Annotated in this window: 19 protein-coding genes and 1 pseudogene; 12 read left to right on the forward strand and 8 right to left on the reverse strand. The window is 65.9% G+C overall.

Annotated elements, in window-relative coordinates:
- The first annotated feature begins 15 nt into the window (after positions 1-15).
- From GGQ90_RS23270 to GGQ90_RS23285, 4 genes are read left to right on the forward strand one after another with little or no spacing between them, the layout of a single operon-like run.
- The gene (locus GGQ90_RS23270) at positions 16-1,530 is read left to right on the forward strand and encodes an MFS transporter (protein WP_188084111.1); all 1,515 of its coding nucleotides are present in this window, start codon (positions 16-18) and stop codon (positions 1,528-1,530) included.
- A 29-nt stretch (positions 1,531-1,559) separates the two neighbouring features.
- Positions 1,560-2,750, forward strand: a complete 1,191-nt coding sequence (locus GGQ90_RS23275) for an SGNH/GDSL hydrolase family protein (RefSeq protein WP_188084112.1) — start codon at positions 1,560-1,562, stop codon at positions 2,748-2,750.
- Positions 2,747-3,712: a glycoside hydrolase family protein gene (locus tag GGQ90_RS23280; RefSeq protein WP_188084113.1), complete on the forward strand. Its 966-nt coding sequence runs from the start codon at positions 2,747-2,749 to the stop codon at positions 3,710-3,712. The genes GGQ90_RS23275 and GGQ90_RS23280 overlap by 4 nt, the downstream gene beginning before the upstream one ends.
- A gap of 46 nt (positions 3,713-3,758) precedes the next feature.
- On the forward strand, positions 3,759-4,808 hold the full coding sequence (locus GGQ90_RS23285; RefSeq protein WP_188084114.1) for a LacI family DNA-binding transcriptional regulator: 1,050 nt from the start codon (positions 3,759-3,761) through the stop codon (positions 4,806-4,808).
- 92 nt (positions 4,809-4,900) lie between these two features.
- Here GGQ90_RS23285 and GGQ90_RS23290 read toward each other — a convergent pair whose 3' ends face one another.
- From GGQ90_RS23290 to rhmD, 8 genes are all read right to left on the reverse strand, one after another.
- A complete protein-coding gene (locus tag GGQ90_RS23290; protein WP_188084115.1) occupies positions 4,901-5,719 on the reverse strand; it encodes an alpha/beta hydrolase in 819 nt (272 codons plus the stop codon).
- Complete coding sequence (locus GGQ90_RS29430) at positions 5,706-6,020, reverse strand: glycoside hydrolase family protein (RefSeq protein WP_246428398.1); 315 nt, start codon at positions 6,018-6,020, stop codon at positions 5,706-5,708. Before GGQ90_RS29430 ends, GGQ90_RS23290 begins: the two co-directional genes overlap by 14 nt.
- Positions 6,020-6,745 carry a family 43 glycosylhydrolase gene (locus GGQ90_RS23295; RefSeq protein WP_246428399.1) on the reverse strand — a complete coding sequence of 242 codons (726 nt, stop codon included), beginning with the start codon at positions 6,743-6,745 and terminating at the stop codon, positions 6,020-6,022. The genes GGQ90_RS29430 and GGQ90_RS23295 overlap by 1 nt, the downstream gene beginning before the upstream one ends.
- Complete coding sequence (rhaT, locus tag GGQ90_RS23300; RefSeq protein WP_188084116.1) at positions 6,745-7,809, reverse strand: L-rhamnose/proton symporter RhaT; 1,065 nt, start codon at positions 7,807-7,809, stop codon at positions 6,745-6,747. Before rhaT ends, GGQ90_RS23295 begins: the two co-directional genes overlap by 1 nt.
- Positions 7,806-8,708 (reverse strand): amidohydrolase family protein, encoded by a 903-nt coding sequence (locus GGQ90_RS23305; RefSeq protein ID WP_188084117.1) that lies wholly within the window; start codon positions 8,706-8,708, stop codon positions 7,806-7,808. The genes rhaT and GGQ90_RS23305 overlap by 4 nt, the downstream gene beginning before the upstream one ends.
- A gap of 197 nt (positions 8,709-8,905) precedes the next feature.
- Positions 8,906-9,655, reverse strand: coding sequence for an SDR family NAD(P)-dependent oxidoreductase (locus GGQ90_RS23310; RefSeq protein ID WP_004209347.1), 750 nt, complete (start codon positions 9,653-9,655; stop codon positions 8,906-8,908).
- Positions 9,652-10,509, reverse strand: a complete 858-nt coding sequence (locus GGQ90_RS23315; protein ID WP_188084118.1) for a 2,4-didehydro-3-deoxy-L-rhamnonate hydrolase — start codon at positions 10,507-10,509, stop codon at positions 9,652-9,654. The genes GGQ90_RS23310 and GGQ90_RS23315 overlap by 4 nt, the downstream gene beginning before the upstream one ends.
- A 25-nt stretch (positions 10,510-10,534) precedes the next feature.
- Positions 10,535-11,755: an L-rhamnonate dehydratase gene (gene rhmD, locus GGQ90_RS23320; RefSeq protein WP_188084119.1), complete on the reverse strand. Its 1,221-nt coding sequence runs from the start codon at positions 11,753-11,755 to the stop codon at positions 10,535-10,537.
- Between the two features lie 134 nt (positions 11,756-11,889).
- On the opposite strand from rhmD, the gene GGQ90_RS23325 reads away from it, so the two are divergent.
- From GGQ90_RS23325 to GGQ90_RS29435, 8 genes and pseudogenes are all read left to right on the forward strand, one after another.
- Complete coding sequence (locus GGQ90_RS23325) at positions 11,890-12,717, forward strand: IclR family transcriptional regulator (protein WP_188084120.1); 828 nt, start codon at positions 11,890-11,892, stop codon at positions 12,715-12,717.
- Positions 12,718-12,734: 17 nt separating this feature from the next.
- Positions 12,735-13,499, forward strand: coding sequence for an L-rhamnose 1-dehydrogenase Lra1 (gene lra1 / locus GGQ90_RS23330; RefSeq protein ID WP_004209342.1), 765 nt, complete (start codon positions 12,735-12,737; stop codon positions 13,497-13,499).
- Between the two features lie 63 nt (positions 13,500-13,562).
- A complete protein-coding gene (locus tag GGQ90_RS23335) occupies positions 13,563-14,366 on the forward strand; it encodes a rhamnogalacturonan acetylesterase (RefSeq protein WP_188084121.1) in 804 nt (267 codons plus the stop codon).
- Entirely contained in the window at positions 14,363-15,334 is a 972-nt protein-coding gene (locus tag GGQ90_RS23340; RefSeq protein WP_188084122.1) for an alpha/beta hydrolase, read from the forward strand. Before GGQ90_RS23335 ends, GGQ90_RS23340 begins: the two co-directional genes overlap by 4 nt.
- Positions 15,331-16,089, forward strand: a complete 759-nt coding sequence (locus GGQ90_RS23345; RefSeq protein ID WP_188084123.1) for a heterodisulfide reductase-related iron-sulfur binding cluster — start codon at positions 15,331-15,333, stop codon at positions 16,087-16,089. The genes GGQ90_RS23340 and GGQ90_RS23345 overlap by 4 nt, the downstream gene beginning before the upstream one ends.
- A complete protein-coding gene (locus GGQ90_RS23350) occupies positions 16,086-17,501 on the forward strand; it encodes a lactate utilization protein B (RefSeq protein ID WP_188084124.1) in 1,416 nt (471 codons plus the stop codon). The genes GGQ90_RS23345 and GGQ90_RS23350 overlap by 4 nt, the downstream gene beginning before the upstream one ends.
- Positions 17,498-18,136: a LutC/YkgG family protein gene (locus GGQ90_RS23355; protein ID WP_188084125.1), complete on the forward strand. Its 639-nt coding sequence runs from the start codon at positions 17,498-17,500 to the stop codon at positions 18,134-18,136. Before GGQ90_RS23350 ends, GGQ90_RS23355 begins: the two co-directional genes overlap by 4 nt.
- 79 nt (positions 18,137-18,215) lie before the next feature.
- Positions 18,216-18,310 (forward strand): annotated as a pseudogene (locus GGQ90_RS29435) (5-dehydro-4-deoxy-D-glucuronate isomerase); the annotation flags it as partial.

Raw genomic sequence — 18,310 nt, forward strand, 5'->3', positions numbered from 1 at the left:
GGCGGAGGACCTGAATTGCCCGAGACTGCCCCATCCACCGCGCGTCCCGTCCGCCTGCAAAATTACCTCGCCTATGGCTCCAACGACGTGCTGGGCGCGGGATCGATGGCGGTCATTTCCGGCTGGGTGCTGATCTTCTACACGCAATTCTGCGGCCTTAGCGCCGGGCAGGCGGCGACCATCTTTGCCGTCGCGCGCATCCTGGACGCCTTCGCCTCGCCGATGATCGGCTATATTTCCGACCATTTCGGCGGCACCTGGCTGGGCCGCAAGTTCGGGCGGCGCCGTTTCTTCATCCTGGCCGCAATCCCGCTGCTGCCGAGCTTTGCATTGATGTGGCTGCCGGGTCAGGGCTTCTGGTATTATCTGGTCAGCTATGTGCTGTTCGAGCTGGTCTATGCGATGGAGATCATTCCGTTCGAGACCCTGGCCGCGGAAATGTCGACCGACTATCGCACCAAGGCGAAGTTCGCCGGGTCGCGCATCCTGTTCGGCCAGGCATCGGCGATCCTGGCCGGCTTCCTGCCGCTGTGGCTGATCAACGCGCTGGGTCGCGACAGCGCCGACACCTTCTTCTACATGGGCATCATCTTTGCCGTGCTGTTCATGGTGACGGCCGGGCTGCTCTACCTGTTCAGCTGGGAACGACATCTGCCCGGATCGGCCGAGGCGATCGGCCAGCATCCCGTCACGGCCGGCGGACCGGGACAGGCATTGAAGGCGCTCTATCGCAACCTCTTTTCGACCATGCGCATCCGCGCCTTCCGCCTGCATCTGGGCATGTATCTGGGTGGCTATATCAGCCAGGACATCTTCAACGCGGCCTTCACCTTCTTCGTGATCTTCGCACTGGCCGGATCGACGGCGATCGCATCGGGCCTGCTGGGCACCATGTATATCGTCCAGTTCGTGGCGGTGATCATCGCCATCAACCTGGCGCTGCGGGCGTCGCCGGCCAAGGCCTATCAGGTTGCGGCCGTCGACTTCGCGATCGGGTGCCTGACGCTGATCGGCCTGTGGTTTGCGGGCGTGGCGGCGACCAGCCCGTGGATCTGGCTGCCGATCATCCTGTGCGGCCTGGGGCGCGGCGCACTCAACTATATTCCCTGGGCGACCTATAATTATATGGCCGATGTCGACGAGATCGTGACCGGCCAGCGCCGCGAGGGCAGCTTCGCCGGGGTCATGACCTTCGTGCGCAAGGCGACGCAGGCGGCCGCCGTCGCGGGCGTGGGCTTCATCATGCAGGCCGGCGGCTTCGTCTCCGGCGCGCAGGAACAGAGCCACGGCGCGATCCTGACCATGGCGCTGCTGCTGGGCGTGGGCACGGTCGGCTGCCTGGGGCTGGGCATCTGGGTGTCGACCAAATTCCGCCTGAGCCCGGCGACGCACGACATATTGATGCGCGAGATCGAGCATCTGCGCAGCGGTGCGCGCACGCCGACATCGCCGGTCGCCGCCGAGGTGGTCGAGGATCTGTCGGGCTGGCGCTATGACCAGCTGTGGGGCCGCAACCCGGTCGCGCAATAAGGGCCGGGCCGGCAATAAGGGAGAGGGACATGGGCAAGAGGATGCTGTTGGGTGCGGCGCTGCTGGCGATGGTCGCCGCAACGCCGGCGCAGGCCCAATATTGGTCGCGCAGCTGGATGGCAGCGCCTTTGGTCAACCGCGCCCCGCTCGAGAAACATCCCGACCTCAACGACCGCACCGTCCGCCAGGTCGTGCGCCTGTCGAACGGCGGGCAGCGCATCCGCATCCGCCTGTCGAACGAGATGTCGGTCAATCCGCTGCTGGTGGGCAGCGTACATGTCGCGCTGGCCGGCGAGAATGGCGCGATCGTGCCGGGCAGCGACCATGTCGTGACCTTCAACCAGGCGCAGGGCGCGACCATCCCCGCACGCGCGCCGCTGCTGAGCGATCCCATTGACCTGGCGGTCAAGCCGCTGACCCGGATCAGCATTTCCATCCATCTGCCGCAGGGCGCAGCGGATGCGACCGTGCACAGCTATTCGGCGGCGACGACCTGGACCGCGCCGGGCGACCAGACCGGGGCACAGACGCTGACCAGCCCGGCCGTCATCGGGCCGCGCGTGGTGATTTCGGCGGTCGAGGTCGACAATGCCAAGCGCGGCACGGCGATCGTGACGCTGGGCGATTCCATCACCGATGGCGTGCGCGCCACCCCCGACAGCAACCGGCGCTGGCCCGATCTGCTGGCCGAGCGGCTGCAGAAAGCCGGGCGCAAGAGCGTCGGCGTTGCCAATGCCGGGATCAGCGCCAACCGGCTGCTGAGCGAGGCGGACGGCTATAATGCGCTGGCGCGGTTCGACAGCGATGTGCTGGCGGTGCCGGGCGTCACCCATGTCGTCATTCTGGAAGGGGTGAATGATCTGGGCGGGGCCGCGCGCGACAAGCGCCCGATGCTGACGCCGCAGACCGTGATCGGCGCCTATCGCCAGATGATCGCGCGGGCGCATGACCGCAATATCAAGGTCATTTTGGCGACCATCCTGCCCTATAAGGGCGCAGGCTATTGGAGCGCGGAGGGCGATGCGGTGCGTGTCGCCGTCAATGACTGGATCCGCACGACCAAGGAGGCCGACGGCTTCGTCGACCTTGCCAAGACGGTGGCCGACCCGGCCGATCCGTCGCGCATGGCCAAGCCCTATGATGTCGGCGACGCGCTGCACCCCAATGATGAAGGCTTCCGCGTCATGGCCGATGCGTTCGACCTGAGGCTGTTCAGATGATCGCATCGCTGCTGTTGATGGCGGCCGCCGCGAGCGGGCCGGTGGCACCCAAGCCGCTGCTGCGCGACCCGGTGCATGATGGCGCGGCCGATGCGTCGACCGTCTATGACCGCAAGAGCGGCGAATGGGTGATGTTCTACACCAATCGCCGCGCCGACCTTCCACAAGAGGATGCCAAGGATGTCCGCTGGGTCCATGGCACGGCGATCGGCACGGCGCGGTCGAAGGATGGCGCCAGGTGGCGCTATAGCGGCACCGCGACGATCCCGACCAGTTGCACCGGCGAGACGCTGTGGGCGCCCGAAGTGCAATGGCTGGAAGGCCAGTGGCATATGTGGCTGACGGTGGTGCCGGGCGTCTATCGCGACTGGAATGCGCCGCGCTTCATCGTCCATCTGACCAGCCCGGACCTCAAAAGCTGGACCTGTGGCGAGCGGCTCGACCTTGGCTCCGACCGGGTGATCGACGCCAGTGTTTTGGCGTTACCGGGCGGGGGCTATCGGCTGTTCTTCAACGACGAGCGGATGAACAAGGCGATCCGCACCGCCGACAGCAGCGACCTTATCCACTGGAGCGTCAAGGACCGGCTGACCGACACGCCGGGCGAAGGCCCCAAGGCGTTTCGCTGGAAAGGCCGATACTGGCTGATCTCCGACGCGTGGAAGGGGCTGCTGGTGATGCGATCCGACGACGGGACGCACTGGACGCGCCAGCCGGACTATATCCTCGCGACGCCGGGCAAGGCACCGACCGACCGGGCCAAGGGCCAGCATCCCGACATCATCGTGTCGGGCGACCGCGCCTATATCCTCTATTTCGTCCATCAGGAGGGCGAGGATGAGGCCAAGGCCGATCCCGACTGGAAGCGGCGGTCGGTGCTGCAGATCGCCGAACTGACCGAGAAGGACGGGATCGTCAGCGTCGATCGCGATGCACCGGCGCATATACGACTAAAGCCCTGATCGCCGCGATTTTCCTTGCCCGTAAAAGTGGCTAGGAAGATGGACGATGCAGAAAGCCGCGAAGAAGAAGCCGCCCACGATCCGCGAAGTCGCCGCCCGCGCCGGCGTGTCGATGATGACCGCGTCGCGCGCGATCAACGGCAAGGCGCTGGTCAGCGCCAAGTCGCAACAGGCGGTCGAGCAGGCGGTCAAGGATCTGGGCTATGTGCCCAATGCGTCGGCGCGCGCGCTGGTGGGCAGTGCCGACCGGCGGGTGGCCTTGCTGCACAGCAATTCGACGACATCGGCCTATCTGGGCGAATTACTGCTCGGTGCGCTGGGCGAGGCGCCGCAGCGCCATCTGCATCTGGTGGTCGAGCAATGCGCGCCCGGCGCCTTTGCCAAGGAGATCGTCGATCAGGTGTCGAAGGCGCATGTCGCCGGCGTCATCCTGCCGCCGCCGCTGTGCGACTGGGCCGAACTGGTCGAGGCGTTGCAGGCGCGTGACATCGCCGTGGTCGGCATCGCGCCCGATGGCGATGTGCCCGGCATGCTGGCGGTGGGGACCGACGACCGCCATGCCGCCTATGACCTGACCCGGCACCTCATCGACCTCGGCCATCGGCAGATCGGCTTCATCTCCGGCAATATCCGGCACCGTGCCAGCGCCCGGCGCCTGCAGGGCTTTCGCGACTGCCTGGCCGACCGGGGCATAAAGCTGGACGAGCGCTGGATCGTGCCGGGCGACTTTTCCTACCGATCCGGGCTGGATGCCGCCGAGCAGTTGCTGAGCCTCGACACGCCGCCGAGCGCCATCTTCGCCTGCAATGACGATATGGCGGCAGCGGCGATCACGGTGGCACATCAGCGGCGGATCAACGTGCCGGGCGACATCACCATCTGCGGTTTCGACGACACCCCGCTGGCGAGCGCGATCTGGCCGGCGCTGACGACGATCCGCCAGCCGATCCGCGACATGGCGCGCGAGGCGATCGGCCTGCTGGGCGCGCATTTCAGCAGCCAGGACGAAGGCGCCGGCGAAGAAACGCTGGGCCGGGTGAAGCTGGATTATCAGCTGATCCGCCGCCAGTCGGACGCGGTGCCTGCGCGGCATTAATTACAAGCTGCCAGGATGCTGACGCATCGGCAGCTTGAAACGCTCAGGCGCCGCGCGGGCTGATCAGAGCCCGCGCAGGGTGACAGCGAAATTTACAGGAAGCCGACCTGTTTGAGCCAGGCTTCGCACAGGCGGGGCCAGAGCGAAACGGGCTGATCCTGCGTGTCGAGCGCGAAGCCATGGGGGGCGTCGGCGAAGATGTGCAGTTCCGCGCTGCCCCCCGAATCCTGCCAGGCGCGACCCAGGCGATGGGCGTTTTCGACCGGCACCACCGGATCATTGCCGGCATAGACGATGAAGGCGGGCGGCGGATCGGGCAACAATTGCGCGTCGGGCTGGAGCGCGTCGTAGAGCGCCTGCTTTTCCACCGGCGGCAGCGGCGGCTTGTCGGCGACGATGGTGCGGCCCCTGGCATTGGTGGAGATGGGCGCATAGCCAATCACCATGACATCGGGCCGCTGTGGCGCGACATCGCCCCAGTCCGCCGGATAATGCGCGGCGAGGCAGGCGGCGAGATGGCCGCCCGAGGAGAGGCCGACGACGCCGATGCCGTCAGGCGCCAGATCGGACGCGCGGATCATCTCCATCGCAGCGAGCGCATCGTCGAGCGGCGCGGACGGACCGGTGCCGGCATGGGGGAAGCGGTGGATGAGGACGAAGGCATGATAGCCGCGCGAGGTCAGCCATTGCGCGACCTGCACCCCTTCGCGTCCGGCCATCAGCGCGACATAGCCGCCGCCGCCCAGGATGAGCATGGCGCGGCCATTGGGCCTGTCGGGCACGTAGCCGAGCAGCACCGGGTGATCGACGGCGGTGACGACCGCCTGTTCGGGCGCGGCATTGGCGTCTTCCAGCACGAAGGCGCCGCTTGGCGCATCGCGCAGCGGCCAGACCAGATCAGCAGCGAGCATCGGACACTCCCATCGGGCAGCCATGGGTGGGATAGGCTTCGCCATCCAGTTCGACCGCCTCGCGCACGACCTCCAGCCGATCGCCGACGTCGCGCATTTCGTAGAATTTGGCGATCGCCCGCTTGAACGGGCGGTGGAGGACCAGCATCAGCTTGCCATCGAAGCTGTGGAACAACATGCCATGGCCGCTGTCCTGCATGATGAGCGGCCCAAGCTGTTCCCAGGGGCCGGCGAGCGTGCCCGATGTGGAGCGGGCCTGCGCCTGGACATAGCCGCCCTTCCCCCAGCTCGACCAGAGCATCAGCAGGGTGCCGCTTTTGGTGCGATAAAGCTCGGGCCGTCGGTGACATAGCCCATGTCCCCTTCGGGCTGTTTCTGGCCGATCACCCAGTCGGCTTCATTGGCGCGGAACAGCAATTGCGGCTTGCCGGCCGGCAAGAGATCGTCCTTGAGCGGCAGCGCCTCCATCGTGCCGATGCCCATTTGCAGCCATTCATGGGCATAGACCATCCAGGGCTTGCCGGCCGGGTCGACATGGAGCGTGCCATCGAGCGTCATGGCATCAGGCCCAGTGACCGGCTCACCCTTGTGGATAAGGTGATAGGGGCCATCGACCCGGTCGGCCACCGCCAGCAAGGTGGCGCGGCGATAATTGGGGCGCTTGCCGCTGACCGGGATTGCCGCCTTGTCATTGTGGAAGGTGGCGAAGAGATAATAGCGCCCCTTCCAGCGATGCACCTCCGGCGCCCAGCCGCCGTCATCGGCCCAAACGTCCTTCGGCAGGGCGAAGACCAGCTTCGGCTTTTGCCAATGGGCAAGGTCGCTGCTGGCATAGGCCATGATGCCGATGCGCGGATCGCCGGTGACGGCTGGGTCGTTCTTCGAGAAGAGCCAGTAGGTCGCGCTCGCCTGCTCCGCCACGACGAAGGGATCATGGATGCGCAGATGCGATGTCAGCAGCGGCGCGTCGGCCGCCGCCAGCGGGGCGGCGAGCGTCAGCAGCAGGGCGGCGAGCCGGCGACGCATCAACTGGCCAGCCTGTTGCCATAGCCGATGATGAGAGTGGCGAGGATCAGCAGGCCGACGCCGCTCCACACCATGCGGCGGACCGCCGGCGCGGCATCCTTCCACTCGCGGAAGGCAAAGCCCCAGCAGGTGCCGAAGATGATGATCGAGGCCATGTGCAGCGTCCAGCTGGAGAAGCCGAAGCGGCCCATCTGGCTTTCGCCCATGGTGTAGAAGAAGAACTGGAAATACCAGGCGGTGCCGGCCACCGCGCAGAGCAGGAAATTGGGCAGCAGCTTGGGGCGCTGGCCGCTGGCGTCGGGCGCGCCGGCCCACTGGCCCGCCGACTTGTTTTTCGCGATCAGCCAGCCGCACCAGAGCGCGTTGGTGATGAGGCCGCCGAACATGACGAGGCAGAGGGTGGGAAGGCCGGTCCACAAGGGTCCGGTGCCGGCGGCGGCCGACAGCGCCTTGACCGGTTCGCCGGCGGCGAGGCCGAAGGCGAAGCAGCTCGACATGATGCCGGAGAAGACGGCGACGGCGATGCCCTTCCTGAAATCGAATTCGGCGACGGCCGCAGCCTTCTGCTCGGTCGAGAGCGCCGCATCCTTGCGCGCGCCGGCACGGGCGACGACGACGATGCCGAGCACGGTGACGGCAAGGCCCAGCAGAACGATCTGGCCGTGCAGGGTGCCGGCGATTTCCGTCATGAAGGTGCCGTCGAAGATCGGCGGGATCAGCGTGCCGAAGACGGTGCACAGACCCAGCACAACCGCCATGCCGAGCGAGAGGCCCAGATAGCGCATGGTGAGGCCGTAGGTGAGGCCGCCAAAGCCCCAGAGGAAGCCGAAGAAGATGCACCAGCCGACCACGGACGAGGGCACCTGCGCCATCACGCCCATCAGATCGTTGGTCTGGACCGAGGCGAAGAACCAGGGCGCGATCACCCAGGAAAATATGCCGCCGGTCAGCCAGAAAATCTCCCAGTTCCAGCGCTTCACGCCGCGGAAGGGGACATAGAAGCTGGCCGAGGCGAAGCCGCCGAGCCAGTGGAAGAGGACGCCGAGCAGAGGATTGGGGGTCATAGCGCAAGTCCCAGACGATAGAGGCGATTGGCGTTGCCGGCGAACATGGCGCGGCGATCGGCTTCGGGGAAATCCGACACGATAGCGTGATAGGCTTCCATATAACGGTCGATCGGGCCGAACAGCTTGTCGGTCGGCGTGTCGCTGGCGAAGGCGCAGCGTGTCGTCCCGAACATGTCGATCGCCTCATGCACCAGCGGCGCGATGCCCGCCATGGTCCAGTCGCGGCGGATGAAGCCCATGCCCGACAGCTTGACCGCGACATGGGGCAGCGCGGCGAGCGCCTTCATGCCCCGGCGCCAGTCGTTGAGGCCATCCGGATCGGTCAGGACCGGCATGCCCATATGGTTGATGATGACCGGGATGTCCGGGTGGCGCTCGATCAGCGGGACGAGGCCCGGCATCTGCCCCGGATAGCATTGCAGGTCGAAGGAGAGGCCATGCTTTGCCAGGAGCGCATAGCCCGCCTGCCATAGCGGATCGACGGTGAGGTCGACCGGGCCATAGGTGCGCTGGGGATCGGCATGCCAGTTGACGATATGGCGAATGCCCTTGACGCGGGGATGGGCGGCCTGGGCGGCCAGCAGCGCATCGACATCGGGGTCGTTGAGGGCGGCGAAGGCGACGAAGCCGGTGGGGAGACCGTCGACGGCGGCAAGCGTGTCGAGCCACTGGGTCTCGCGCAGCGCGCTTTCCGCGGCCGCGCCGGCATCGACATGGACGGCGCCGATGACGTTCCAGCGGGCAAGGTCTTGGCGATAATGCGCGACGCCATAGTCATGGGCGATCGGCTCGACGCTGCCATTGGGGCCATCGTCCGAAAAGGGCGGGCTCAGCCAGTCGTAGCGGATATGGTGGAGATCCCACAGATGGATATGGGCATCGACAAAGGGGATCATGCGTCCTCTCCCATGAACAGTTCAGCAGCCTCTTTTCCCGTTCGGGCTGAGCAAAGTCGAAGCCTCTGCCTGAGTGTAGAAGGCTTCGACTTCGCTCAGCCTGCCCTTCGACAGGCTCAGGGCGAACGGGGGAGACTGGCGTAAATCGCGGCGCGCCGGGCTCTTGAATGGCCGGTCGCGCCGCGCAGAGGGCTGGATCAGAAGGTGGTGCGGCCGCCCGAGGTGTCGAAGGTCGACGCCGTGGTGAAGCTGCATTCCTCGCTGGCCATGAAGCAGACCATCGCGGCCGATTCCTCGACCAGGCCAAGCCGGCCCATGGGGATCTTCGAGCGCATATAGTCGACCTGGCTCTGCGGCAGCTGTTCCAGGATCGGGCTTTCGAAGGTGGCCGGGGTCAGCGCATTGGCGATCACGCCCTTGCCAGCCAGCTCCTTGCCGATGCTCTTGGTGAGGCCAATGACGCCCGCCTTGCTGGCCGAATAGGCGCTGGCGTTGGGATTGCCCTCCTTGCCTGCGACCGAGGCGAGGTTGACGATCCGGCCATAGCCATTTTCGAGCATGAAGGGCACGACTTCCCGGTTGCAGTAGAAGAGGCCGTTCAGGTTGATGTCGATCACCCGCTGCCAGCTGTCGACCGGATAGTCCCACACCGTGGCGGTCGCGCCGGTGATGCCGGCCGAGCAGACGAGGACGTCGATCTTGCCGAGCGCATCCGCGCTTGCCTTGGCGGCGGCGGCGACGGCAGCCTGATCGGAGACGTCGAGCGCGACCACATGGGTCGCGCCGACTTCATCCTTGGCAGCGGCGAGGGCATCGGCGTTCAGATCCCACAGGACCACCTTGCCGCCTTCTTCGACGATGCGCTTGGCAACCAGCTTGCCCAGGCCCGAGGCGCCACCAGTGACGATGGCGCAGCGACCTTCATAGCGTCCGGAAAAGACGCTCATCCGAGCACCTCGTCACCCAGGTGGCGCCACTCCACGACATTCTGCTTCTGGCTGCCGAGCTTGGCGATGCCCAGTTCCATGACGTCGCCGGCCTTGAGGTAGATGGCTTGCGGCTTCTTGCCCTCGCCCACGCCCGGAGGGGTACCGGTGATCATCAGGTCACCGGGATAGAGGGTGATATATTCGCTGACATAGGAGATGAGCTGGGCGACGTTGAAGATCATCGTCCTGGTGTTGCCAGTCTGCATCCGATCGCCATTGACGTCGAGATACATGTCGAGATCCTGCGGGTTGCCGATTTCGTCGGCGGTCACCAGCCAGGGGCCGACCGGGCAGAAGGTGTCATGGCCCTTGCCCTTGCTCCACTGGGTGCCGCGCTGCTTCTGGTTGAAGCGTTCCGACACGTCGTTGACGAGGACATAGCCCGCGACCTTCGACAGCGCCTCTTCTTCCGACACGAAGCGGCAGGTTTCGCCGATGACGACGCCCAGTTCGACTTCCCAGTCGCCATGGGTCGCGCCCTTGGGCAGCATCACTTCGTCATTGGGACCGTTGAGCGACGACAGCGCCTTCATGAACATCATCGGCTCGGTCGGGATCGGCAGGTTGGATTCGATCGCATGGTCTTCATAGTTGAGGCCGATGGCGACGATCTTGCCGATGCCCTTGACCGGCACGCCATAGCGCGGGTCGCCATCGACGACGGGGAGCGAGGCGATGTCGACGCCCTTGGCGGCGGCGAGGCTCTCGATCGTCAGGTCGGCGACGACGCCGGACAGGTCGCGAATCTTGCCCTCGGCATCGATCACGCCGGGCTTTTCCTGGCCACGCTGGCCGAAACGACAGAATTTCATGGGATCAGTCTCTCTTCTGGGCAAATCAGTGGGTGTAGGGACGGTGCATCGCGATGTCGGGGTTCAGGTCGACGCCGAAGCCCGGCTTGTCGAGCGCGGTCACCTTCATGCGGCCATTTTCCGGCACCGGCTCACCCAGCAGCTGCGGGTGGAACATCGGCACCACTTCCGTCGGCCCCGGATGCATCATCAGGAACTCGGCGAAGGGCGAGTTGTGGCGGGTGATGACGAAATGATAGCTGTAGACCGACGAGCCATGTGGCACGACCATTTTGCCATGGGCGTCGGCGAGCGCGCTGATCTTGAGCAACTCGGTCACGCCGCCGCACCAGCCGACATCGGGCTGGATGATGTCGCAACAGTCCATTTCCATCAACATGCGGAAGCCCCAACGGGTCGCTTCATGCTCGCCGGTGGTGACCAGCATGCCCTTGGGCACATTGCGCTTGAGCTGCTGGTAGCCCCAATAATCGTCCGGGCTGATCGCTTCCTCGATCCACTTGAGGCCCAGTTCATGCGCGGCGATGGCGAGGCGGGTGGCATAGTCGACGTCGAGCGCCATCCAGCAGTCCCACATCAGCCAGAAATCATCGCCGACCTTGGAGCGCATGTCGGCCAGTTCGGCGATATTCTTCTTGAGGCCGTCGATACCTTCGGCCGGGCCGTGGTGCAGCGCCATCTTGCCGCCGATGAAGCCGAATTCCTTCGCCTTGTCGGGGCGTGCGCCGGTGGCGTAGAATTGCAGCTCGTCGCGGACCGCGCCGCCGAGCAGATGATAGACCGGTTCCTGGCGCAGCTTGCCGAGCAGATCCCAGAGCGCGAGGTCGACGCCGGAGATGGCGTTGATGACCAGGCCCTTGCGGCCATAATATTGGGTCGAGAAATACATCTGGTCCCAGATCTTCTCATAGTCGGTCGGCGACCGGCCTTCGAGGAAGCGGGCGAGATGCTTTTCGACGATATAGGCGGCGGGCTCGCCACCGGTCGTCACGGCGAAACCGATGGTGCCGTCTTCCGCCTCGATCTCCACCACCAAGGTGCCGAGCACATTGATGCCGAAGCTCTGCCGCGACTGGCGATATTCGGGATATTTCGACATCGGCGTCGCGATGTGATCGTCGATCCAGTGGCCTTCGCCCTGGTCATGATAATCGGCACCGCCGCCGCGCACGGTGAAGGCGCGGACATGCTTGATCTTCGGCAACGTCACGATGGGCACGCTGAAACTCCCTTGGGCCAGACCCATCGCAAGGGGATGGGCAATAACACTTCCACCATATGGACAAAATGCGCACAACGTGGGGCAATTGAGGGGAAGAATCGCGTCCAGCCTCTCCTACACCCTTGTTTTTCTCATTTTGTGGGATAGAGTGTTAGTAGATGAGACAAAATACGTCAAACCCGGAATCGGGTCCACGAGAGGAAAAGTCGAAGACGCAGGGGTCGCAGACCCTTCAGCGCGGGCTGGACCTGCTCGACCAGGTGATCGACGGGCCGGTGAAGCTCGCCGACCTGTCCGAGCGCATGGGCCTGACGCGCTCCACCACCCATCGTCTGGCCAATGCGCTGGTCGAACGCGGCTTCCTGACGTTCCTGCCGCGCGAGGGCTATCAGCTTGGCCCCAAGCTGCTGCAGCTCGGCTTTCTGGCGCAGAGCCAGGCCGACGTGGTGCAGATTGCCCGCCCCCATCTGGAAGCGCTGGCCGCCGCGAGCGAGGATGTGGTGCATCTGGGCCGGCTGGACGGCGACCAGGCGCTCTATCTGGACAAGATTCCCGGCCGCCGCCGGGTCGAGATTTCGAGCCGGATCGGCGATCGCCATCCGCTGACCTCGACGGGCCTTGGCAAGGCGCTGATGCTGGACGATGCGGAGGCGGGCTGGACCCGGCTGCTGGAAAGCGAGCGGGAAAACGGCACCCATGATGCCGACCCGGCGCAATGGCTGGAGCGGATGCGCGGCTATGTCGCGGCCGGGCGCGCGTTCGACCTGGAAGAGAATGAGGACCAGATACGCTGCGTCGCCGCGCCGATCCGCGATGCATCCGGCGCGATCGTCGCCGCCATCAGCCTGTCGAGCGCCGCCCAATATATGGACGATGCGCGCATGGCATCGCTGAGCGACGAAGTTCGCGCCGCCGCGCAGAAGGTCAGCGCCGATCTGGGCTGGACCCCCGGCGTCAAATCCCCCCGCCGCCCGGTGCGGCGCTAATCCAAGGAAATGCTCGCATGAAGCTGCTTGAAGGCAAGACCGTCCTCGTCACCGGCGCATCGACCGGCATCGGCCGGGCGGCCGCCATCGGCGCCGCCCAGCATGGCGCCGACGTCGTCATCAACTATGCCCATAGCGACGGCCCGGCCGCGAGCTGCGTCGCCGAGATCGAGGCGCTGGGCCAGCGCGCGATCGCGGTGAAGGGCGATGTCGCCGATCCGCAGACCGCGCAGGACTTCGTCGCCAAGGCGGTCGAGGCGTTCGGCAAGGTCGACGTGATGGTCAGCAATGCCGGCATCTGCCCGTTCCACGGCTTCCTCGACATGCCGGTCGACGTGGTGGAGCGGACCTTCAAGGTCAATCTGCACGGCGCCTATTTCATGGTGCAGGCAGCCGCGCAGCAGATGGTGAAGCAGGGCCATGGCGGTTCGATCGTCGCGGTATCCTCCATCTCGGCGCTGGTCGGCGGCGAATTTCAGACGCACTACACCCCGACCAAGGCCGGCGTGCATTCGCTGATGCAGTCGACGGCGATCGCGCTCGGCAAATATGGCATCCGCTGCAACAGCGTGCTGCCCGGCACCATCCTGACCGAGATCAACAAAGATGACCTGGCCGATGTCGAGAAGCGCGAATATATGGAAAAGCGCACGCCGCTCGGCCGCCTGGGCGCGCCCGAAGACCTGGCCGGTCCGATCGTCTTCCTGGCGTCGGACATGGCCGCCTATGTCACCGGCGCAGCGCTGCTGGTCGACGGCGGCATGTATGTGAACCTGCAATAAGATACCCTGCCCGCTTCGCCGACCGACCGGGGAAGCGGGCATGACAATCCGGGAAGCCGCATCATGAAGATTGCCCCCCTTGCCGCCGCCCTCGCCCTGCTGGCCACGCCCTTGCCGGCGCTGGCGACGCAGCCGGGCGACACGATCCTGATCGCCAGCGATTCGACCGCGGCCAATTACAAGAAGGGCAATTATCCCCAGACCGGCTGGGGCATGATGCTGGGCTGTGGCCTGGCGCCCGAGGTGCGGGTGTCCAACCATGCGATGGGGGGCCGGTCGACCCGCACCTTCATCGAGGAAGGGCGCTGGACCAAGCTGATGAGCGAGCTGATGCCGGGCGACACGGTGCTGATCCAGTTCGGCCATAATGACGCCTATCGCGCCAAGCCGCAGCGCTGGGCGCCGGCGCAGACCGACTATCGCAACAATCTGCTGCGCTTCATCTGGGACGTGCGCGGCGCGGGCGGCACGCCGGTGCTGGTGACGCCGGTGACGCGGCGCAGCTTTGGCGCCGATGGCAAGGCGAAGGCCGACTTCGCCGAATATTCCGCGGTGATGCGCGAGCTGGCGGCGAGCGCGCATGTGCCGATCATCGATCTGGAATCGCTGTCGCGCGCCTGGGTCGACCGGGCCGGGCCGGACAAGGCGAAGACCTATTTCCTCCATTACAAGGCAGAGGACAAGATGCCCGGCTTCCCCAAGGGGATCGACGACGATACCCATTTCAGCGAACTGGGGGCGCGCAATGTCGCCGATCTGGTCGCCGGCGGCCTCAAGGCGCTGAACCTGCCGATTTCGGCCAAGGTTCTGGCCAGCCGGCCGGCGCTCAATCGGACCACGCCGCTGGGAAGGACCGAATGCCAATGACCATGCTTGACCGTCGCGGCCTGTTGACCGGCGCTGCCGTTGCCGCCGCGCTTGCACCGATGGGCGAAGCGCTGGCGCAGAGCTTTCCGCTGCCCCAGGGGTTCGTCCGCTTTCCGATCTGGCCGGGCAAGGCGCCGGGCGGCGAGCATGTGACGGTCAAGGAAGTGGAAACGCTGCGCCGGCCCGACAGCGGGCCGGACGATGGCGTCTTTTCCCATATCGTCACCCCGACCCTGACCCTGTTGCGGCCGGCAAAACCCAATGGCGCGGCGATCATGCTGATCCCCGGCGGCGGCTATAGCCGGGTGGCGATCGGCCATGAGGGCTATTCGATCGCGCGCCGCTTTGCCGAGGCGGGCTATGTCTGTTTCGTGCTGCTCTATCGCCTGCCGGCCGATGGCTGGGCCGCCGGGGCCGAAGCGCCGTTGCAGGATGCGCAGCGCGCGCTGCGGCTGGTGCGGTCGATGGCGGGCAAGGAGAAGTTCGACGCCAACCGGGTGGGCGTGATCGGCTTTTCCGCCGGCGGCCATCTTGCCGCCTGGCTGACCAGCCGGACGCCGGTGGAAAGCTACAAGCCGGTCGACGCCGCCGATCGCGAGCCGATCAAGGCCGCCGTCGCCGCTTACATGTATCCGGTGATCCAGATGGAGGGACCGTTCGTCCACAAGGGATCGCGCACGCAATTGCTGGGCGAGAATCCGAGCGCGGAGCGGATGCGGGCCTATTCGCTGGACCAGGATGTGAGCGCACAGACGCCGCCGATATTCCTGGCCCATGCGATCGACGATCCGGCGGTACCGGTCGACAACAGCATCGCCATGCTGGCGGCGCTGCGGGCACAGAAGATACCGACCGAATGCCATTTGTTCGAAAATGGCGGCCATGGCTTCGGCATTACGGCCCAGGCCCAGTCGGCCGCGCCCTGGCCCGACCTGTTCCTGGCCTTTGCCAAGAGGCATGGCGTGTGACCCAGCGCAAGGTTGCCCTGTTCGTCACCTGCCTGGTCGACATGATGCGCCCGCGCATCGGCTTTGCCGCGATCCGCGCGCTGGAGGCGGCGGGCTGCGACGTGGTCGTGCCCGAAGGCCAGACCTGTTGCGGCCAGCCGGCGCTCAACAGCGGCGATACCAACCATGCGATCGCGCTCGCCAGGCAGACGATCGTCGCACTGGAACCCTATGAAGCGGTGGTGGTGCCGTCGGGGTCGTGCGGCGGCACGATCCGTTGCCATTATCCCGAACTGTTCGAGCATGACCCCATATGGCTGCCGCGCGCGCAGGCTGTGGCGGCCAAGACATGGGAGATCATGGCCTATCTGGACGAGCAATGCGGATGGAAGCCCGAGGGCGTGCAGGTGGATGCCAAGGCGACCTATCATGACAGCTGTTCGGGGCTGCGCGAGCTGGGCGTCAAGGCGCAGCCGCGCCGGTTGCTGAAACCCATCGCCGGGCTGGAGCTGACGCCGCTGGCGGGCGAGGAAACCTGTTGCGGCTTTGGCGGCACTTTCTGCGTCAAATATCCCGCCATTTCCAACGCGATCGTCGGCGAGAAGGCGGACGCGATCGAGGCGACTGGCGCCGACCTGCTGCTGGCCGGAGACCTTGGCTGCCTGATGAACATGGCGGGCAAGCTCAATAGGCAGGGCAGCAAGGTCCGCGCCTTCCACGCGATCGAGCTGATCGCCGGCATGGGCGACGGCCCGGCGATCGGGGAAGAGGCATGAGCGGCGCACCGGCCGAGGCGACCAGATTCAAGGCGCGCGCCGACGCCGCGCTGGCCGACCGCATCCTGAAGGTCGCGGTCGAACGGACGGCGGGCACGGCCGAGGCCAAGCGCGCGGTCGCGGTCGACGCCTTTCCCGATTTCCAGGCAGCGCGGACCCGCGCGGCGGCGATCAAGGACCATGTCGTCGCCCATCTGGGCCATTATCTGGAGCAGTTCGAGGCAAACGCCACCGCCGCCGGGGCGAAGGTCCATTGGGCGCGCACCGCCGACGAAGCGTGCGACATCGTCATCGCCCTGTGCAAGGCGGCGAAGGCGAAGAGCGTCGCCCGCTCCAAGTCGATGCTGGGCGAGGAGATCGGCCTGCCCCATGCGCTGGCCGAGGCCGGGATCGGCCGGGTCGAGACCGACCTAGCCGAACATATCATCCAGTTGGCCGACGAACGGCCATCGCACATCATCTGGCCGGCGATGCACAAGACCCGCGAACAGGTGTCCGCCCTGTTCAAGGCGAAGCATCGCTTGCCCCATGAGGAAGAGACGATCGCCGCGATGGCGGAAAGCGCGCGACGCGAGCTGCGCACCCAGATGCTGGGCGCGGATGTCGGCATTTCCGGCGCCAATTTCCTGATCGCCGATAGCGGCGCGATCTGCACCGTCACCAATGAGGGCAATGCCGAGCTGTCGCTCGTCCCGCCGCGCGTCCATATCGTGACCGCGGGGATCGAGAAGATCGTGCCGTCCATGCCCCATGCCGTGCATATGCTGCGGCTGCTGGCGCGGTCGGCGACCGGCGCGGCGCTGACCCAATATACGACCTTCTACACCGGCCCCAAGCGCCCCGGCGACCGGGACGGGCCGGAGGAGATGCATATCGTGCTGGTCGACAATGGCCGCACCCGGATGCGCGAAGATGGGCTGGCCGAGATGCTGCGCTGCATCCGCTGCGGCGCCTGCATGAATCATTGCGTCGTGTTCCGGCAGATTGGCGGCCATGCCTATGGCGGCACCTATCCCGGCCCGATGGGCGCGGTGCTGACCCCGGTGCTGGACGGGCTGAAGCAGAGCCGCGATCTGCCCAATGCCTGCACCATGAACGGCAAGTGCCAGGAAGTGTGCCCGGTGCGCATCCCCTTGCCGACACTGCTGCGCGGCTGGCGCGAGAAGAGCTGGCGCGAGGGGCTGGAGCCGCAATCCTTGCGCGCCGGGCTCGGCCTGTGGGCCTGGGTCGCGACCCGGCCGCGCCTCTATCGGATGGGCACCGGCATGGCGGTGCGGGCGATGCGGTTGCTGGGCAGCAAGGGCTGGATCCGCACGCTGCCGCTGGCGGGGGGCTGGACCACCTATCGCGACATGCCCAAACCGGCGGCGCAGACCTTCATGGACCAATATCGCAAGGAACGCGGCCGATGAATGCGCGCGAGGCCATCCTCAGTCGGCTGAAAGATGACAGCGACATTGACATAGCGACGGAGGCTGCGGCGCTGCTCGGCACGCCGGAGCGACCGGCGGTCGATATCGCCCAGGTCGAGGCGGAGTTTCTGGCGCGGCTGGCCCTGCCCAGCGTCAGCGCAAGTCATGACGATATCGAAACGATCGAGGAGCTGCCCGCCGCGGTCGCGCGCTATCTGGATGCGCAGGGCGAGGCACGGGCGCTGTGCCTGCCCCCCGACCCGCGCCTGTCGGGTTGCGACTGGAGCGGCTTTGCCCTGCATCAGGACGCCGCTCCCGACGAGGCGGCGGCACTGGCAATCGCGCGCAAGGGTATTGCCGAGACCGGATCGCTGATATTCGAGACCAGCCCGCAGGCGCCGATGCTGCCCAATTTCCTGACGCTGCATCATCTGGTGCTGCTGCGCGTGGCGGACATCGCGCCCTGGCTGGAGGAGGCGCCGCTGGCCGGGCCGCAGCCGCGCGCCCATTACTGGATCACCGGCGTGTCGGGGACGACCGATATCGAGGGCACCTATGTGCGCGGTGCTCATGGCCCCCGCTTCCTGCATGTCATCCTGCTACGCGGCGATTTTCCTCATATGTCGGAACAATAGTCCACATTACGGGAAAACAGGCTTACATTCGCCGCTTGCGCCGTTATAAGCTTCGCCAAAGTTTAGATGGAGATTCCCGATGTTCGACAAGACCTATTATGCGACGCACCCGGACATGATGGAGTGCGTGTCGAACGAGGAGCTGCGGGATCGCTATCTGATCGGCGGGCTGTT

It is taken from the genome of Sphingobium scionense, from assembly GCF_014197035.1.
GTDB classification, from domain to species: Bacteria; Pseudomonadota; Alphaproteobacteria; order Sphingomonadales; family Sphingomonadaceae; genus Sphingobium; species Sphingobium scionense.

Coding starts and splice junctions, on each gene's coding strand:
- GGQ90_RS23280 (WP_188084113.1), top strand. CDS start 2,747: ATGATCGCATCGCTGCTGTTGATGGCGGCCGCCGCGAGCGGGCCGGTG.
- rhmD (WP_188084119.1), bottom strand. CDS start 11,755: ATGGGTCTGGCCCAAGGGAGTTTCAGCGTGCCCATCGTGACGTTGCCG.
- GGQ90_RS23285 (WP_188084114.1), top strand. CDS start 3,759: ATGCAGAAAGCCGCGAAGAAGAAGCCGCCCACGATCCGCGAAGTCGCC.
- GGQ90_RS23275 (WP_188084112.1), top strand. CDS start 1,560: ATGGGCAAGAGGATGCTGTTGGGTGCGGCGCTGCTGGCGATGGTCGCC.
- rhaT (WP_188084116.1), bottom strand. CDS start 7,809: ATGACCCCCAATCCTCTGCTCGGCGTCCTCTTCCACTGGCTCGGCGGC.
- GGQ90_RS23340 (WP_188084122.1), top strand. CDS start 14,363: ATGACCATGCTTGACCGTCGCGGCCTGTTGACCGGCGCTGCCGTTGCC.
- GGQ90_RS23295 (WP_246428399.1), bottom strand. CDS start 6,745: ATGCGTCGCCGGCTCGCCGCCCTGCTGCTGACGCTCGCCGCCCCGCTG.
- GGQ90_RS23355 (WP_188084125.1), top strand. CDS start 17,498: ATGAATGCGCGCGAGGCCATCCTCAGTCGGCTGAAAGATGACAGCGAC.
- GGQ90_RS23350 (WP_188084124.1), top strand. CDS start 16,086: ATGAGCGGCGCACCGGCCGAGGCGACCAGATTCAAGGCGCGCGCCGAC.
- GGQ90_RS23290 (WP_188084115.1), bottom strand. CDS start 5,719: ATGCTCGCTGCTGATCTGGTCTGGCCGCTGCGCGATGCGCCAAGCGGC.
- GGQ90_RS23310 (WP_004209347.1), bottom strand. CDS start 9,655: ATGAGCGTCTTTTCCGGACGCTATGAAGGTCGCTGCGCCATCGTCACT.
- GGQ90_RS23325 (WP_188084120.1), top strand. CDS start 11,890: ATGAGACAAAATACGTCAAACCCGGAATCGGGTCCACGAGAGGAAAAG.
- lra1 (WP_004209342.1), top strand. CDS start 12,735: ATGAAGCTGCTTGAAGGCAAGACCGTCCTCGTCACCGGCGCATCGACC.
- GGQ90_RS23335 (WP_188084121.1), top strand. CDS start 13,563: ATGAAGATTGCCCCCCTTGCCGCCGCCCTCGCCCTGCTGGCCACGCCC.
- GGQ90_RS23305 (WP_188084117.1), bottom strand. CDS start 8,708: ATGATCCCCTTTGTCGATGCCCATATCCATCTGTGGGATCTCCACCAT.
- GGQ90_RS29430 (WP_246428398.1), bottom strand. CDS start 6,020: ATGCTCTGGTCGAGCTGGGGGAAGGGCGGCTATGTCCAGGCGCAGGCC.
- GGQ90_RS23315 (WP_188084118.1), bottom strand. CDS start 10,509: ATGAAATTCTGTCGTTTCGGCCAGCGTGGCCAGGAAAAGCCCGGCGTG.